19 protein-coding genes are annotated in these 14,972 nt (G+C 49.6%); 12 read left to right on the plus strand and 7 right to left on the minus strand.

Going from position 1 to position 14,972, the window contains the following annotated elements; all coding sequences use genetic code 11:
- Positions 1–7 precede the first annotated feature (7 nt).
- Complete coding sequence (locus KTJ90_RS21365; RefSeq protein WP_181405308.1) at positions 8–892, minus strand: LysR family transcriptional regulator; 885 nt, start codon at positions 890–892, stop codon at positions 8–10.
- A 123-nt stretch (positions 893–1,015) separates the two neighbouring features.
- Between KTJ90_RS21365 and gstA the strand changes: the two genes are divergently transcribed.
- Together gstA and KTJ90_RS21375 are read left to right on the plus strand one after the other, a co-directional pair.
- On the plus strand, positions 1,016–1,621 hold the full coding sequence (gstA, locus tag KTJ90_RS21370; protein WP_140915962.1) for a glutathione transferase GstA: 606 nt from the start codon (positions 1,016–1,018) through the stop codon (positions 1,619–1,621).
- Positions 1,622–1,726: 105 nt separating this feature from the next.
- Positions 1,727–2,437: an alpha/beta hydrolase gene (locus tag KTJ90_RS21375; protein WP_192377993.1), complete on the plus strand. Its 711-nt coding sequence runs from the start codon at positions 1,727–1,729 to the stop codon at positions 2,435–2,437.
- Positions 2,438–2,458: 21 nt separating this feature from the next.
- Here the strand turns inward: KTJ90_RS21375 and KTJ90_RS21380 are convergent, their stop codons facing one another.
- Positions 2,459–2,770, minus strand: coding sequence for a cupin domain-containing protein (locus KTJ90_RS21380; RefSeq protein WP_140915964.1), 312 nt, complete (start codon positions 2,768–2,770; stop codon positions 2,459–2,461).
- A gap of 213 nt (positions 2,771–2,983) precedes the next feature.
- Here KTJ90_RS21380 and KTJ90_RS21385 point away from each other — a divergent pair, with 213 nt between their 5' ends.
- Positions 2,984–3,658: a hypothetical protein gene (locus tag KTJ90_RS21385; RefSeq protein WP_140915965.1), complete on the plus strand. Its 675-nt coding sequence runs from the start codon at positions 2,984–2,986 to the stop codon at positions 3,656–3,658.
- A 167-nt stretch (positions 3,659–3,825) separates the two neighbouring features.
- Positions 3,826–4,446 carry a protein phosphatase CheZ gene (locus tag KTJ90_RS21390; RefSeq protein WP_003851694.1) on the plus strand — a complete coding sequence of 207 codons (621 nt, stop codon included), beginning with the start codon at positions 3,826–3,828 and terminating at the stop codon, positions 4,444–4,446.
- Positions 4,447–4,606: 160 nt separating this feature from the next.
- Here KTJ90_RS21390 and KTJ90_RS21395 read toward each other — a convergent pair whose 3' ends face one another.
- Positions 4,607–5,044 (minus strand): VOC family protein, encoded by a 438-nt coding sequence (locus KTJ90_RS21395; protein ID WP_008924790.1) that lies wholly within the window; start codon positions 5,042–5,044, stop codon positions 4,607–4,609.
- Positions 5,045–5,426: 382 nt separating this feature from the next.
- Between KTJ90_RS21395 and KTJ90_RS21400 the strand changes: the two genes are divergently transcribed.
- Together KTJ90_RS21400 and KTJ90_RS21405 are read left to right on the plus strand one after the other, a co-directional pair.
- Positions 5,427–5,627, plus strand: coding sequence for a hypothetical protein (locus KTJ90_RS21400; RefSeq protein ID WP_008924791.1), 201 nt, complete (start codon positions 5,427–5,429; stop codon positions 5,625–5,627).
- Positions 5,611–6,024, plus strand: coding sequence for a hypothetical protein (locus KTJ90_RS21405; protein ID WP_499026878.1), 414 nt, complete (start codon positions 5,611–5,613; stop codon positions 6,022–6,024). Before KTJ90_RS21400 ends, KTJ90_RS21405 begins: the two co-directional genes overlap by 17 nt.
- Before the next feature lie 228 nt (positions 6,025–6,252).
- On the opposite strand, the gene KTJ90_RS21410 is transcribed toward KTJ90_RS21405, so the two are convergent.
- Together KTJ90_RS21410 and KTJ90_RS21415 are read right to left on the minus strand one after the other, a co-directional pair.
- On the minus strand, positions 6,253–6,858 hold the full coding sequence (locus KTJ90_RS21410; RefSeq protein ID WP_003851698.1) for a hypothetical protein: 606 nt from the start codon (positions 6,856–6,858) through the stop codon (positions 6,253–6,255).
- Positions 6,859–7,099: 241 nt separating this feature from the next.
- Positions 7,100–8,092, minus strand: coding sequence for a threonine ammonia-lyase (locus KTJ90_RS21415; protein WP_008924793.1), 993 nt, complete (start codon positions 8,090–8,092; stop codon positions 7,100–7,102).
- A 52-nt stretch (positions 8,093–8,144) separates the two neighbouring features.
- Between KTJ90_RS21415 and KTJ90_RS21420 the strand changes: the two genes are divergently transcribed.
- Positions 8,145–8,483, plus strand: coding sequence for an ArsR/SmtB family transcription factor (locus KTJ90_RS21420; RefSeq protein ID WP_003851702.1), 339 nt, complete (start codon positions 8,145–8,147; stop codon positions 8,481–8,483).
- 313 nt (positions 8,484–8,796) lie between these two features.
- Here the strand turns inward: KTJ90_RS21420 and KTJ90_RS21425 are convergent, their stop codons facing one another.
- Positions 8,797–9,264 (minus strand): DUF1203 domain-containing protein, encoded by a 468-nt coding sequence (locus KTJ90_RS21425; protein ID WP_008924794.1) that lies wholly within the window; start codon positions 9,262–9,264, stop codon positions 8,797–8,799.
- A gap of 306 nt (positions 9,265–9,570) precedes the next feature.
- Between KTJ90_RS21425 and KTJ90_RS21430 the strand changes: the two genes are divergently transcribed.
- The 3 genes from KTJ90_RS21430 (at position 9,571) to KTJ90_RS21440 (ending at position 11,831) form a co-directional block, all read left to right on the plus strand.
- A complete protein-coding gene (locus KTJ90_RS21430) occupies positions 9,571–9,972 on the plus strand; it encodes a VOC family protein (RefSeq protein WP_039661348.1) in 402 nt (133 codons plus the stop codon).
- Positions 9,973–10,317: 345 nt separating this feature from the next.
- A complete protein-coding gene (locus KTJ90_RS21435) occupies positions 10,318–11,019 on the plus strand; it encodes a glutathione S-transferase family protein (RefSeq protein ID WP_039661347.1) in 702 nt (233 codons plus the stop codon).
- Between the two features lie 248 nt (positions 11,020–11,267).
- Positions 11,268–11,831, plus strand: coding sequence for a TetR/AcrR family transcriptional regulator (locus KTJ90_RS21440; protein ID WP_499026884.1), 564 nt, complete (start codon positions 11,268–11,270; stop codon positions 11,829–11,831).
- 464 nt (positions 11,832–12,295) lie between these two features.
- Here the strand turns inward: KTJ90_RS21440 and KTJ90_RS21445 are convergent, their stop codons facing one another.
- The gene (locus tag KTJ90_RS21445; protein ID WP_039661801.1) at positions 12,296–13,174 is read right to left on the minus strand and encodes a LysR family transcriptional regulator; all 879 of its coding nucleotides are present in this window, start codon (positions 13,172–13,174) and stop codon (positions 12,296–12,298) included.
- Positions 13,175–13,274: 100 nt separating this feature from the next.
- On the opposite strand from KTJ90_RS21445, the gene KTJ90_RS21450 reads away from it, so the two are divergent.
- Together KTJ90_RS21450 and KTJ90_RS21455 are read left to right on the plus strand one after the other, a co-directional pair.
- Positions 13,275–14,249 carry a nitrilase family protein gene (locus KTJ90_RS21450; protein ID WP_039661345.1) on the plus strand — a complete coding sequence of 325 codons (975 nt, stop codon included), beginning with the start codon at positions 13,275–13,277 and terminating at the stop codon, positions 14,247–14,249.
- A 291-nt stretch (positions 14,250–14,540) separates the two neighbouring features.
- The gene (locus KTJ90_RS21455) at positions 14,541–14,813 is read left to right on the plus strand and encodes a YrhB domain-containing protein (RefSeq protein ID WP_039661344.1); all 273 of its coding nucleotides are present in this window, start codon (positions 14,541–14,543) and stop codon (positions 14,811–14,813) included.
- Positions 14,814–14,972 lie beyond the last annotated feature (159 nt).

The raw sequence follows: 14,972 nt of genomic DNA on the forward strand, positions 1-14,972 counted from the left end.
CGCCTGATCAGCATGCCGCCTGGTGTCCCTGCCCTTTTCGCACGCCTTTCAGGAGTATCTGCGTGGCATCAGAAGCTTTTCCTGCGCGTGAACAGACCAGCCCGAACTCACGGTGTACCGCAGGGATTACCGGCAGCACGGTCAGGCCGCGCAGCTCCGCTGGCAGGGCAGATTCCGGCACCAGTGCAACCCCCATCCCTTCTCGCACCAGCAGGCAGGCACTGATCCAGTCGCGGACTTTTACCCGCACGTCGGTAAGCTGATGGCCCGCCTGTTCGATCAGGCTTCTCCCATTCACCACGCAGCCGCCTGTCGCAAGCACAAAGGGCTGGTCTGCCAGTTCCTGCAGGGTGATGCCGTTCGCGCTAGCCTGCGAAGAGCTGGCAGGCATCACCGCAACCCAGGCGTCCTGTCCTAATATCACGTCAGCACGTCCGGGCGCGGGGTTCATCACCACCCCAAGCTCAACGGTGTCTGCTGCCAGCCACGCCTCCACTTCCTCATCAGTCCCTTCAAGCACCACCACATCCATGTCCGGATGCAGACGCTTAAAGCTCCGCAGCAAGCCAGGCAAAAGTGTAGAGGTGACCGAGGGGAAGCTGGCAAGCCGGATACGTTCCCCTTTTAAACCCCTGTGCGCATCAGCCAGTTCGCGAATAGCATTGAGCTGCGCCACCATCGTTCGGGCATGTTCAATCACCTGCTCACCCAGGGCGGTTATACCGATCTGACGACGCTCCCGCACGAACAACGGGAACCCCAGCGAGGACTCTAACTGGGCAATCGCCTGACTGGCAGCAGATTGGGTCATGCCCGTCACTTCAGCGCCGCGCGAGATGTTACTGGCATCAGCCACCGCCACCAGCAGGCGCCAGTGTTGAAGATTCATCATAGTCATCAGTAGCCAGGCTTATAGTTAATTTATTAAACATTAATTTTACAGCAACAGTGAAACTGAGCACAGTGTATTCAGGCACAACACACGCTACCCGCTTTTAATGTTATCGGAGAAAAGATGAAACTTTACTACGCCGCGGATACCTGTTCGCTTTCGCCCCACATCGTGTTGCGTGAACTGGCAATAGCGTTTGAGCTGGTTAAAGTGGATAACAGGAGCAAGCTCACCGCTGACGGGCATGACTTTCGCTCAATCAATCCCAAAGGCTATGTCGCTGCGCTGGAACTGGATGACGGGCAGATACTGACGGAAGGGCCAGCGATTGTGCAGTATCTCGCTGACCTGAAACCAGAAAGCAAGCTGGCACCGCCAGCAGGAAGCTGGGAGAGGGTTCGTCTGCAGGAGTGGCTTAACTTTATTACCAGTGAAATTCATGCGGGGTCTGCGCTGCTGTTTAACACGTCCCTGCCCGACAATGTTCTGACGATTTTTCGCGAGAAGCTGTTCCGGCGGTTCGACTATCTGCAGACTTCGCTGACCGATAAAGCCTTTCTGATGGGGACGTCGTTCGGCGTTGCTGATGCCTATCTGTACACCGTGCTGGGCTGGTGCAAATTCTTCAACATTGAACTGGCGCGCTGGCCAGCGCTGGTGGCTTATCGGACGAGGATCAGCGCGCGCCCTGCTGTGCAGGCGGCATTACTGTCAGAGGCGTCGCAGTAAGCGCAGCAAAACTGCAAGGCCGGGTTCCGGAGTGGGCAAAAACTATCGTTTCACACGCGATGGGTTAGTATCACGGGACTCATGTTTCAGCAGGGAGTCGGCTTTATGATTTACAGCGAGAAGGTGGAAACCGCTGTCATCCGGCATGCCGGTAAGGATTTCGAGGTCACGCTATTAAGGGCGAAAGAGGCCAGGCAATGCATCCTTTTCGCAGCCGGTGCTGGAGGAAGTCCATTGCGTCATCTGGCGCTCTTGCAGACCTTTAACCGGAATGGTATTGCGGTGGTCGCACCGCATTTTGATCGGTTGACCTCACCCACACCCTCAAAGATTGACCTGCTGGATCGTAGCCAGAGGCTTGCCCTCGCTCTGGATAATTTTGGTCATGATTATGAATCGATTGCCGGTGTCGGGCACTCCCTCGGCGCCGTGATTCTGTTGATGCAAGTCGGCGCGGAGGCGTGGACCCGAGCCGGAGAGAAGGTGACGTTTGCAGGCAGTCAGGTTTTAAATCAACTGTTCCTGTTAGCGCCTGCGGCGGACTTTTTTAAAGCCCCCTCGGCACTCGCATCCCTCAATGTACCGGTGAAGATCTGGACAGGCGAAAAGGACACTCTGACACCGCCGTCGCAAGCGCTGTTTATGCAATCAGAATCAGAAACGGTAATTGATGTTTGCGTGGTTAAGGATGCGGGCCATTTTACTTTTATGAACACGCTGCCGCCGCACATAATAGATACCCACCCTTCACGCGAATCATTTCTGCTCAGTCTGGGAGAGGAGATATCCTGTTTCGTCACGGATTATCAGGCCTGACCCGATAAAGAAACACTCTGATTAAACCGAGCCCTCTTTTTCAATAACCAGCACGCGTGCGACGCCCTGTGGGCGCGCGATATGCTCGGTTCCTTCACTGGCGTAAAAGATATCACCGGCGTTGAGAACACGGCTTTTAACTTCGCCCTGTTCCTTATATTGCATTTCAACGCATCCATCCATGACAGCAAAAACTTCCTGCCCATCGTTGATGTGCCACTTGTAAGGCTGATCGGTCCAGTGAAGTTTCACGCTGACATTATCAAAGCTGGCAATATGCAGTGAGTCCCATGCTCTTGAGCCAGTAAATTCTTTACTGCTAAAAAAATTCATCTTTTCTCCCTCAACAGACGTGCTTTAGCGTCATCAATATCAGAGAGACTGGATGGATTCTATGCGTCCGCTTTATGTTGTCCTGATCTGTCCCCTGATTGTCTGTTTAAGGGCAGGTGAACACTAAATAATTAATTGAATAGCGTAAAATACCGGGCAGAAATAGCAGGGTAAAAGCCTGTATTCATTCTAATTCCAAAAGGTCTGTCATCGATGAGTCTGCAAAACCTCTATCGTTCAACAAACGAAAACACCACCGCCATCTGGGCGAAAAATGCAGGAGTTGGGGATATTAAACAGGGAAACTATTACGATCCTGTCAGGCTGGCTCTTGCCTCGGGTATTCAGCCCCCAGTTTCTCTGGATGTCTCGCGTCTTATTGGTGAATTGCAGCAGCTCACAAAAGATGACCCTCTTGCTGATGTTCTTCCCCCGGAGGGTTTCCATTTTACCTTCCTGCCCCTGACTCTGCCGTTCATGAACGAAAACGAGCCACTGCCAGAAAAAGTGGCAGAATTGACGAAGATCTGGACTGGATTTGATGCAAAACGAATCGTTATACGAGACCTTCGGTTGGTTGCGTTGCCCAGCCAGTTGTTGCTGGCGGGAATCCCTGACAGTACTGCAATCGCTATGCGCCAGTCCTTCTGCGAAAGCGTTTTGAATTCTCAATGGAAGAATGAATTGCAGCTGCGTCACAGTGGCAGCCCATTACCCGCCCCTTTCTGGCACAGCACCCTTCTGCGCTACGGCGCCGATTTTCTACCCACTTCTCTGCGTCAGTATATTTTTGAACGCCAGGCCGTTAATTTTGGCGATGTTACCGGGGATTTAAAATTGGCGAGGGTCAACTATAACTGGACGATATGTTACCCATTGACGATTTAATCAGGGTTATTTCTCGCTTCCACCAGCCTGATGACGTTCAGCCAATGCCGCCTCATTGTCATCATGTCACTTTTTACCTGAGGAAAAATTCCAGGGAAATTTAAAAATCTGCCGAGAGCTGCCGATAACCTCAGGTATCGACACTCTGTACGCAGGAAACAACATCCATGTCACCATCCGACATTCATAGTAAGCATCAGGAAATTGGCGAAATTACGGCGCGTGCTGGCCACATCCTGCGGCAGCTTCGCGACAGTCTGCAACAGCTGGGGCTTGATAAAACCATTGCCGATGTGGCGGGAAGCATTCCGAACGCCCGTGAAAGGCTGGGTTATGTCGTCACAATGACCCGCGAAGCAGCAGAGGGCGTAATCAACAGCGTGGAAATCACGCAGCCGCTGCAAACTGAGCTGGGAGAAAAAGCGGAGAAACTCACACAACGCTGGGATGCCACTTCCGGGACGCTGTCAGACAAAGAACAGACCCAGGCATTAGCTACAGATACCGTTGCCTTGCTGAATGACGTCCCTCGTGTCACGGGTCTGACACAACAGCAACTGCACGCGATAATGATGTCGCAGGGGTTCCAGGATCTTACAGGACAAATTGTGCAGGCGATGATGGCCGTGCTGAACCAGGCGGAGCAGCAACTGATACAGGTCATCCGTGATAACGCAGGCTCACATAGCAGCGCCGAACGTAATGCGCCTTCTAAACCCGCTTCCGCATCAGAAACGCCTGCCAGTCAGGATGATGTGGATGACCTGCTGGCCAGTCTGGGAATGTAGGCCGACAGAAAGAGGCCTGCCGAACACTCACACTTAATAAGAAGAGGGTTTGCGCCAGGGCAACCCGCCGGTCCTGATGTGGGCCCGTATTGTGCCAGAAGCGGACATTGCAAAGATCAATGTTTCAAATAAGCCGATAACGGGCTATGACAGGTGGACTTCATTGACCGTGCTCCATCAACTCCAGCGTCTGTCCATCGGGGCTTTGTAAATAAATTACTCTGGTTCCCTGCATGGGACCTGATAAGACTGTCTGAGGTTTACCTGGTGTTTTCCAGCCATACTCCGATACTTTGCGCAAGAGCGTATCCAGATCCTCAACTATAAACGCAAGGTGAGCATAGCCGGGGATGTAGGGTGCTGAGGGTTCTGCTGGCTGTTTAATGTTATCGTATTGGAGTAATTCAATTTTGATGCCAGCCAGCTCAAGCAACGCCATTCGTACATCAGCCCCCCTTGCGCCTGTAACTTCATCAATGATGGGCCCAGACATTTTCCCTTCGCGTAATAACTCCCCTCCGAGAATATGAGTCCAGAAGAATAATGACTCATCAATGTTTTTAACTGAAAAACCAACGTGATCCACTCTTCTTATCATGAAGTTACCTGCTGAGTTTAAAAATTAAGCACCAAACTATCTGAAATCTCTGCTTTAGTACTTCACGATAAGTGCGGAGTTAGTTTACTCATTAAAACATATAGTTAAGGCTGACCTGACTGAAATATTTCTGATTATCCAGCGTGAGAGCTATGCATATTTATTAATCCCTGAGGAAAATTATGGGACTGCGTTGCAAGTTTTTATCAATCAGAGAGGTCCTGCGATCTTTCGTTTTTTGCTCATAGCGGACCTTGCAGTACGTAGGTCTGCTTTGTGCCATAAGCAGATGTTGTCGCCTTACTCGAATTAGATAGTTATGCTTAAAAATTTTTATGGCACATGCAAAAGGCTCGTAGAATAAAACTCACCAGGAAAAGGGATGACAATCATGCTGGCCTGCTCCAAAAAAACTGACTGGCGGCGTTATGTCCTTATTGTCAGGATGCCCGTCGCAGGTCGTCATGAGGATGCTGTGCCTGAAGCCTGTTTTGCAGTCAAACCTCGTGCCGAAAATTTTAGCGGGTACGGTGCATCAATAAAGCTGCTCAGACAAAGAGAGAGTTATGGCGAACATTATTGACGATAACTGGATTAGGATATCTGTGATATCAGCAACATTTAGTAGTCTCGTGGGTTCATTACTGGTTTTAATCTATCTTTCCCTGGGGAAAGACAGTGCACCGATAATGGGCCTCATATTTATTTATTTTTTCATCGTTACGATGAGTATTATTGGGACCACGATGGGAACAATGATAATCGGCATGCCATTAGCGATGATTTCGAAGCGATTTTATCCTGATGCCGCCCTGAAGGGGAGCTTTTGTATTGTGTACTCTGTGCTCTTCATGTGGCTGTTTATACTGGCATGGCCTGTTATCAGGATATGTGAGGCGTCTTATTCGGATATTTTGCTTTTAAGCCCCTATGCTTTCTGTTCAGCTGCTGCACTTGCTTACCTGGTTTACTGGGAATGATGCGTATACATCAGATAGTGCAGACCGAAGGTAAACGGCGAACGCGCCGCCTGGCATGAACGCTGTTCAGCATATTTAATGTTGTTCCGGGCTCATGCATTCTATAGCAAAGCCCGCATTTAATTTTAGATCTGCCTGCATAGCACTGTTTGTCTGGGGTAAGGAGCGTAAATGGCCAATGTCATCATTTTACCTGTTCACCTGAAGTAGAGGTCAGGCCTGGGTTGTTTACCATCCTATCGACTTGCACCGGCTGAATTCAGTCTGTGGAACAATGAGCGCCATATGATTTTCTGCCATGCACTGTTTAAAAACCTCCTTTTTGTAATCCCCTGCCTGTAAACCCAGCAGGGTGCTGGTCCGTTCGGCTGCGTTTTTTTCAATGTAATAGCCACAATTTTCTTTGAAATACTTAGCGTTATCGCTCCCAGAAATCGACCGTCTCAGCTGGGCTTCAACTGTATTAACGGACTTATCCTGTGGTACGGCTTTTGCTGATTTCAAGCCAGAATAGAGTGGATTGACCAGTAATTTCTGTGCAAATCGTTGATTTTCGGCGGTTAACTGGCCGGTTTTACACAACTGCAGATAGACCTGCGAAAGGCGTTGCTCCTCAGCGTCGGCAGCATGAGTGCATTCTTCCTGGACTTGTTCATCAGACTTAGCCGGATGTTTTTCAGTGGATCTCCAGTAACTATTTTTAAAGTCCGGAACCGTGCCTTCAAAGCTGCCAAAAGGGCATAATGCACTGGCACAACCCAGTAAAAACATGGGTACGCACGTCAGCATCAGAATACGTAACAGGTGAAAGGTTTTAAGACTGCTTTTATTCATATTATTCTCATTTTATTTAGCTTCGGAGAGAAGGTACGGACAATGTAATTATTTTGACAGACTGCGTTCAGATGAGGCCCGGTCTTCTGCACAGAGTAACATAATCGGGGCAGACCTCGCTTTTTAGGGCAAGTTCGCATATCGATCTAAGTAAAGAAGGGGGCGTGATATTTTATCAATTCTCACTCTCACACCGGCTGCGTGCTATTCTGTTTCCTGCCTGCACCTTTGCTGCGTGTCGTCAGAGTGTGGCCTCATTCATTAATTTCAGATAACGGTAACCCGATATATTTCTGCCGCTAACCACGCAGACGACCTTACGTCCACTCAGTTCTTTTGCATAACGAAGGACTGCCGCAATTGCAGGTGCTCCCGAAGGTTCAATAACATGGCTGTGCTGATTCAGCATTAACAGCATCGCTGCTTTGATCCCGGCTTCTGAAACAATAAGAACACGATCAACGCGGTCGCGTACAAGGGGCCAGGTTATTGCTTCAGGCTCAATATAGCCACTGATGCCTTCGGCGATTGACGGGGATAATTCAACCGGGATCGTTCGGCCAGCCTCTTTCCAGTGTGCAAAAGTCGGGCTGGCTTCACTTTGAATTGCCCACACTTCGGCTGCAGGGTTGATAGCTTTGACGGCCGTCGCAATACCTGACGCCAGCCCGCCGCCGCCAATATTTACGAGAATGACGTCAGCGTCTGCCCAGTCTTCCATTATTTCCAGACCGACGGTGCCGGCTCCGGCTATCATCTGCTCATTATCGTAGGCGGAGACAAACGTCGCGCCGGACTCCTGCGCAGCCACAATCGCGGCCTGTCTCGCCTCTTCAATATTTTCAAAGAACGTAACCTGAGCACCATAGCTTTTCATTGCTGAGACCTTAATCGGGTCTGCTGAATAGGGCAGAAATATGGACACCGGTACACCTGCTGCGTGACCCGCGCAGGCAAGCCCCAGTCCATGATTTCCCGCCGTCGGGGCAATGACGCCGGCAATGCGCTGGTCTGCATTAAGACTGGCAATGACGTTTGCAGCCCCCCTCAGTTTAAAGCTACCCGTATGCTGAAGACTCTCCATCTTGAGCCTGACCTCTGCTCCTGCAAGAGAAGACAGCGCCTGCGAAAGCTGCAGCGGGGTTCTGCAAACCGTTGTTTTGATGCGCGCGGAAGCAGCATAAATCGCCTTCAGCGTGACACTGTCCATTGGTCTTTGGGTGTGGTTTGTCATAATATGACCTCAGAGTTTATATAGGAAAATAACTATATAGGAGGTTGGCTATATGAACAATCCTGAAACATCAATGGCAGACCTTTTCCGCGCTCTCGGCAATGAGCACCGGCTCGTGGTGGTGGAGTGGCTTTCCGATCCCAGGTCATATTTTCCGGAACAGCAGGATGGCGATCTGGTCGAGGATGGGGTGTGTGTCGGGTTTATCACCGAAAAGATTGGTCTCAGTCAGCCTACCGTGACAGGCCATCTTCAGATCCTGGCCAAGGCCGGAATAGTGACCTCGAAACGTATCAAGAACTGGGTGTTCTATAAACTCGACCGTCAGCGGATGGATGAAGCAACCGTAATGCTGTCAGGATATGGGAAGCTTAAGACGGGTCCAAATTAACAGCCACAATCGGGCAGAATGTCCATAACGAAGCGAGCAAAACCGGTAAGTAGGTATACTTCGTTTATAGTACTCCTGCCTTTCAGAGGGACATATCGAATCATCGTTATCTGCCGTCATCTTATGTGCAGTTTAAACTTCAGAAACTACACTGGCTGATAACCATCCTGCAGGTCAGGGTGCGCTTTTCGCTCTTAGCTGACGTTCATCTGATTCCGTCCACCTCGTGTCAGAAGCGGACTTCTGGGCAGGTTTTACAACGTCAGTAATCTTCATTTTACTTTTCCCTCAAGAGTCCGGATTGCAGGCTTATCTATAAACGCTCGGCAAGACAGGCGTAACATCCTTGTTTTGCGTTATGAATATGGATATAGCTCACTGACGGGTCGTCGAAAAAAAGCTTCAGCAGCATTTCCGTATCCGCACCTTCACAGATATCTGCCTGTAACATCAGATGGTTTTCACCGAAGGCCCTTAATGAAAGGAGCCTGGCAACTATCGATTCTGGTATTTTATTGATGTATATACCTTGATCATTACATCCCTCCCACAGGTAAATTGCATGGGAGCCGTGGTAAGGAGTGTAGGCTGGCTGATAAGTATGATTGAGCAAAATCGCTGTTTCACCGACAGGAATATCTCGCAGTGAAATTCTGTCAGGATAACCGGGATGGCTGTCTACCTTTATTCTTAAAGCGCCGTGACGTTTTAAGTAGTCTTCGTCCTGCTTAAAAAGATGAATAAAGGGTTCAGCATTAAGCCCTGAAATTTTAAAACCCATATCTGCCTCCCGTTGTTGTCAGAAAGACATTACCTCTTTATTTTCATTTGCTGCTCGCTGTTTTCGGACAGGGAAATAGCTGATGTAAGGCGGGCCACGGGTTGGTCTCAGGTTACTGAGACCTGTGCTTTTCATGAAGCCTCTACACGACATTAAGTTAACCGCGAATCATTTCAAGGCACAGGAAGTCCGCTCTGTGCCAGAAGCGGACGTTATTATTTTGGACTTATCAATGCAACTAGTAGCGTTCGGCTGTGTTAAAAAGTTGTTTCAAGACAGCTGTGTCTGAAACCTGATGGAGCAGAAATGAGAACGCAAAAAAGATGCATGGGTTATGTGGCCATCGTGGTCGACGACTATGACCGCGCGATTGAGTACTACACCGACAAGCTGGGCTTTACGCTGGTAGAAGACACGCCGCAGCCGGGTAAGCGCTGGGTCGTTGTGACGCCGAATCCGGAAAGCGACTGTAATCTTCTCCTGGCCCGTGCTTCAAACGAACGGCAGGAAGGCTTTATCGGCAACCAATGCGGCGGACGGGTATTCCTGTTCCTGCAGACTGACGACTTCTGGCGCGACTATAACGCTATGAAGGCGAAAGGCGTCCATTTCTGCCAGGAGCCGCGAGAGGAGGAGTACGGGATGGTCGTTGTGTTTGAAGACATCTACGGCAACAGCTGGGATCTTTACCAGAACAAGCAAAGTTAACTCTTCTGGAGTCCGGTTACTAATGCGTAATCGGCCTCAATCCCAGGTCCGCTTTTCGCTCTTAGCGGACCCTGAACTGCCGACAGCAATCGCGAAATTGCATTGCACCCTTACACCTGTATGTATCAGACCTTACCAGTCTTGGTATTCGCCCTACCCTCTGGACTCATCCTATTCCCTGCCTTCAGCGATGCACGCGGTGAGATATCGTATCAACCGGAAAGACACACAAAACGATTTACCTAACAAATGTTAGATAGGTATTGACGTACGTCAGGTTGCCCGCTAAGGTTTGTTTACCTAGCGTTAGTTAGGTATCCCAGCCACTCACTTAAAGGATTGACCATGACTGCTAAACTTCACCTTTTCACCTCGCCTTCAGCTTTTCCGAACCCTCAGCGTCTACGCCTGTTCCTGCACGAAAAGGGCATCGCTGACCAATTTAATGAGACCATCTATGACATGTCTCCTGTAGGAGAACAGCGTGGCTGGCGTCACCTGAATATGAACCCGTGGGGCGAAACGCCCACCCTTCAACTGACAGATGGTAGTTACATTTCCGAAACGGCTGCCATCGTCCGTTATCTGGACCAGGTTTATCCTGGTCGCAGAATCATGGGGGAGACAGCACTGGAACAGGGTCTGGATAACATGTGGGATAACCGGGTGTGGGTGCATATTCTGTATCGCATCGTTACTGCGTTTCACGTGTTGCACACCGGTCTCGGCTTTAAGCTGGAACTGACCAAAAATGAGGCGTGGGGCGAACACTGCCGTAAGGAAGCTTTGGCTCACGCCGCACTGGTCAATCGCCACCTTTCAGACGGCCGCGAATGGCTGCTTGGCGGCAATGAACCGACCTTTTCGGACATAACGCTGGCAACCGCGATCGCCTTCTCGAAATTCCCGGTCAATGCCACTCCACTGGACGAGCGTTTTGAGTTCTTAGATGCGTACTGGCAGCGCTGGACAAAACGTCCCGCTTTCCAGGCGGCCTACTCTGATCGCAACAGCGGCATTCCTGAGCTGGATTCGCCAGCCCAGTAAGCGCTTCTCAATCAACACTCCGGTACGCCGGGATCGCCATTCCCTGACTTTCCCGGTCACCGCCTTGTGCCTGATAGCGTCATTTGTCGATGCCGCTTGCCCGATTATGATGGAACGACATCTGCATGAACCCTCCGGAAGGAGTGAACTCATTGCGCTAACTGATAATCTACCTGTCAACCGTTAGGGGTTTGCTATAAAATAAGCTTACCAGTTTAAAAGATCCTACCAGGTCGGGAGGCACCAGGATGAGCACGAACTCAAAGGAAGCCATTTTGTTGGCGGCCAGGAAAATTGCCCAATCTCAGGGCTACAATGGTTTGAATTTCCGCGACCTCGCGCAAGAGGTTGGTATCAAAGCGGCGAGTATTTACTACCATTTCCCAAGCAAAGCCGAGCTGGGTGTTGCCGTTGCCAGACGATATTGGGAGGATGGCGCGCTTGCACTTGAGATGATCGAATCAGAAAGTCCCTCTCCGCTTGACGCTCTGCATCGCTTTCCTGAAATCTTCCGAAGATCGCTTGAGGCCGACAATCGTCTCTGTCTGGGCAGTTTCATGGGCGCTGAAAAAGATAATTTACCTGTTGAATTGACCAAAGAAATCCAGACCTTTGCTGATGTCAATATTGCGTGGCTAAACAAGCTTCTGCTGGCTGTGGAGGTGTGCGAATCAAGTGAGAGTGAATCCAGAGCACGCGCAATTTTCGCAGCTATTGTTGGTGCCCAGCTTTTTGCCAGAAGTCGCTCAGATATCTCGCTTTACGATGCACTGGTCGACTCATACCGCGCGTTCGGACCTCTGCCGGCTTAGCAACTGCCAGCAATGCGGTTCCATGAACGGGCAGCTTTGCCGCATGCGCCCTCAATGCGAAGCGGCGCCCGATCGTGCATGTGCTTTTACACTCAGGAATGCATCACTTTTGCAAACGGTTCGTAACGATGAGCCCACTATCTATGCCATCTATGCTGATACGCAATGTGGGCTCTTCAGAAGAACGCTTACGTATTATCTGACCCCGCGCCTGTTAAGCTAAACCGGAAAACGATCCACCTGGCACAGGGAGTCAATTTGCGTTCTTCGTTTCATAGCGACATCCAAACTTCTTTAAGAATAGCGTTTGTGACCCATTAAATTCCAGTCTCACAGCAGACAGAGTGCTAGCGCGCATGTCCGCTTTGTGGCAGAAGCGGACATAATAAAATGCGTATCAGTCTTTCCCTGCAGCCCATTATTAGCATTGCCCAGCGTCAGGCCGAGAGAAAATGTCAGACCGCTCACTTATTTTCTGCCGCAATACTCTTTCTTATACTGGCAATAAAATTATCCCGCGTGACATCCTCCCTATCTCCGTTCCAGGCGACACCCATTTCCCAGCTTACTGACTTACCTGTTAGCGGAATAATAGTCCGTTCCGGTGGGGCGATATGAACAACGCTATAAGGGAGAATGGCAACACCCGCACCCGCGATCACCAACGCGACAATAGTTTGTATATCATCAGCCAGCTGGGTGGATGATATAAAAAGGCCGTTATCATGCAGGAAACGATCAATCTGCATATTTAAACCCTGGCCTCGTTCAGTATGAAGACGTAACAAAGGGAATTTTTTTAGCCAGTCAGCAGCAGACGATGATAACAACGGTGTTGCGGGTGCAATCAGAACCAGCCGATCGGTAAATAATGGCAGGTAATCAAGCGCTATCGGTGGCGGTACCCTGACAAAGCCTACCTGAAGCTCATCTTTTTGCAGAAGTTCGTATTGCAGGAAGGAGGGAAGATCCGTCAATGACATCTCAATTCCCGGATACTCTTTGCGAAATTCAGCAATACAGCGTGGTGCCAGATAGAAGCTTGAAAGGCCAAACCCTACGTCTATATGCCCCTCAATACCAGCTGATACCCGCCCTGCCTGCTGCATAAATAACTGGGTTTGCCTGAGCACTTTTTTAGCCTCTGGCAACAGACGTTTGCCCCCGGCGGTCAGTGTTGCGCCATGACGGCCCCGTGAAAAAAGTGACACCTTCACCATTGACTCAAGAAGATTGATCTGTTTGGTCAAAGCGGGTTGTGAAATACAAAGTTCCCGTGCAGCGTCGGCATAATTTCCTTTTTCAGCCAGTATCGAAAAGGCCTGAAGCAATCGGATATTCACTTTTTCATTCCAGAAGGTTATCGAAAATGGAAATATTTTGATTATACAGTTATTGGAAACTGTTATGTAATCCAGTTTCAACAACAACTGGAGAAACATCATGCACGAGCTTAAGTCTTTAAAAGTTGCAACCGTACAGTTTCAGCATCAGGCAAATGACAAAAGATATAATCTTCTGATAATGGAGAAATTTATTGAGCAGGCGGCTGTTCAGCAGGTGAAGATCCTCGCGTTTCCGGAAATGTGCATCACCGGCTACTGGCATGTACCAAAACTCACCACCGCGGAGGTTCATGCGCTTGCAGAACCGATTGCAACCAGTACCTCCCTGAAATTAATTCGCACTCTGGCGCTAAAACATCAAATGATTATTGGTGCCGGGCTAATTGAGCAAGCTGAAGATGGCCGCCTTTATAATGCATACGTTGCCTGTATGCCGGACGGTTCAATGCAGACGCACCGTAAACTTCATGCCTTTGAGCATCCGGCTATCAGCAGCGGTGACAGGTTTACCGTTTTTGATACTCCCTGGGGAGTAAAGGCAGGGATCCTGATTTGCTGGGACAATAATCTCGTGGAAAACGTGCGTGCTACGGCATTGCTGGGTGCAGATATTCTTCTCGCGCCACATCAGACAGGCGGTACCGATTCCCGCAGCCCTCATGCGATGAAACCCATTCCGCTAACACTCTGGGCGGAGCGGGAAACCCGAAAGGAAGAGATTACTGCTGCATTCAAAGGGGCAAGCGGTCGGGAATGGCTGATGCGCTGGCTTCCTGCCCGTGCGCACGACAACGGGTTATTTCTTATCTTTAGTAACGGTGTCGGCGCAGATGACGACGAGGTCCGCACAGGCAATGCCATGATCCTTGATCCTTATGGCAGAGTCATTAATGAAACCTGGGCTGCTGAAGATTTAATGGTTAGCGCTGAACTGGATTTAAGCCTGCTTGCCATGAGTACCGGGCGTCGCTGGATCCACGGGCGACGTCCTGATCTATACCAGATACTGACCCAACCACAGGGCTATGAACGTGATGCGATCAACGCACGATTTTCGGATGAGATACCTTAAAAGGAACCCACACAGAATCGCATCTGACTGCGGCGTTTTGTTCCTGGAGCAGGTCAAGTGGACATTTTTTGACCTGCTCCCGATTAATGAACAGGCGGCGACATTAACAAAATTTTTATCTGTTGCAGAACAACTGCGTACTTCCGCTTCTTGCTCATAGTGGACCTTTGCAAGAGTCACACTGTCCGCTTTGTGCCAGAAGCTGACGTTGCATACATCGTGCTATATTAGTTTATCGGGAGCTGGTCAAACCCGCTAGTTCACATGACATTATTGATTGAGAATGAAATAATGATTACTTATCAAAATGCGATGGACAGAGCTTTGGATTACCTTAAAGGCTTTGACATTCCAGTCGTCATTACACTTCATGGCCGCTTTTCAGAAGGCTGGTTCTATTGTTATCAATCGAAAGAGTATCTGGAAACGGGTGATTTTTCTGCTCAGTTGGCGGGAAATGCACCGTTCATAATTGATAAAGATAATGGAGAAATTCACTCTTTTGGCACTGCTTATCCTTTAGATAAACACTTGCTGGATTACGAACAACAAAAAAACGAATAACATCCGTTCATCGCTCTAAGCGGAATGTGCCTCCACGTCAGGCGGCTGTATGCCAAAAAGAGGCTGAATTTCTCTCCAGTGCCAGTTTTTCTCTTCAGGAAAGAAGCTCAGTAAAACTCACTAATTCTCAACTAGCTCTAGCTAAATATTTCTAAATAG

The organism is Pantoea jilinensis (assembly GCF_019104105.1).
Lineage (GTDB): Bacteria > Pseudomonadota > Gammaproteobacteria > Enterobacterales > Enterobacteriaceae > Pantoea > Pantoea eucalypti.

Coding starts and splice junctions, on each gene's coding strand:
- KTJ90_RS21380 (WP_140915964.1), bottom strand. CDS start 2,770: ATGAATTTTTTTAGCAGTAAAGAATTTACTGGCTCAAGAGCATGGGAC.
- KTJ90_RS21395 (WP_008924790.1), bottom strand. CDS start 5,044: ATGATAAGAAGAGTGGATCACGTTGGTTTTTCAGTTAAAAACATTGAT.
- KTJ90_RS21450 (WP_039661345.1), top strand. CDS start 13,275: ATGCACGAGCTTAAGTCTTTAAAAGTTGCAACCGTACAGTTTCAGCAT.
- KTJ90_RS21420 (WP_003851702.1), top strand. CDS start 8,145: ATGAACAATCCTGAAACATCAATGGCAGACCTTTTCCGCGCTCTCGGC.
- KTJ90_RS21390 (WP_003851694.1), top strand. CDS start 3,826: ATGTCACCATCCGACATTCATAGTAAGCATCAGGAAATTGGCGAAATT.
- KTJ90_RS21425 (WP_008924794.1), bottom strand. CDS start 9,264: ATGGGTTTTAAAATTTCAGGGCTTAATGCTGAACCCTTTATTCATCTT.
- KTJ90_RS21410 (WP_003851698.1), bottom strand. CDS start 6,858: ATGAATAAAAGCAGTCTTAAAACCTTTCACCTGTTACGTATTCTGATG.
- KTJ90_RS21435 (WP_039661347.1), top strand. CDS start 10,318: ATGACTGCTAAACTTCACCTTTTCACCTCGCCTTCAGCTTTTCCGAAC.
- KTJ90_RS21375 (WP_192377993.1), top strand. CDS start 1,727: ATGATTTACAGCGAGAAGGTGGAAACCGCTGTCATCCGGCATGCCGGT.
- KTJ90_RS21440 (WP_499026884.1), top strand. CDS start 11,268: ATGAGCACGAACTCAAAGGAAGCCATTTTGTTGGCGGCCAGGAAAATT.
- KTJ90_RS21455 (WP_039661344.1), top strand. CDS start 14,541: ATGATTACTTATCAAAATGCGATGGACAGAGCTTTGGATTACCTTAAA.
- KTJ90_RS21430 (WP_039661348.1), top strand. CDS start 9,571: ATGAGAACGCAAAAAAGATGCATGGGTTATGTGGCCATCGTGGTCGAC.
- gstA (WP_140915962.1), top strand. CDS start 1,016: ATGAAACTTTACTACGCCGCGGATACCTGTTCGCTTTCGCCCCACATC.
- KTJ90_RS21365 (WP_181405308.1), bottom strand. CDS start 892: ATGATGAATCTTCAACACTGGCGCCTGCTGGTGGCGGTGGCTGATGCC.
- KTJ90_RS21405 (WP_499026878.1), top strand. CDS start 5,611: ATGGCGAACATTATTGACGATAACTGGATTAGGATATCTGTGATATCA.
- KTJ90_RS21385 (WP_140915965.1), top strand. CDS start 2,984: ATGAGTCTGCAAAACCTCTATCGTTCAACAAACGAAAACACCACCGCC.
- KTJ90_RS21415 (WP_008924793.1), bottom strand. CDS start 8,092: ATGACAAACCACACCCAAAGACCAATGGACAGTGTCACGCTGAAGGCG.
- KTJ90_RS21400 (WP_008924791.1), top strand. CDS start 5,427: ATGACAATCATGCTGGCCTGCTCCAAAAAAACTGACTGGCGGCGTTAT.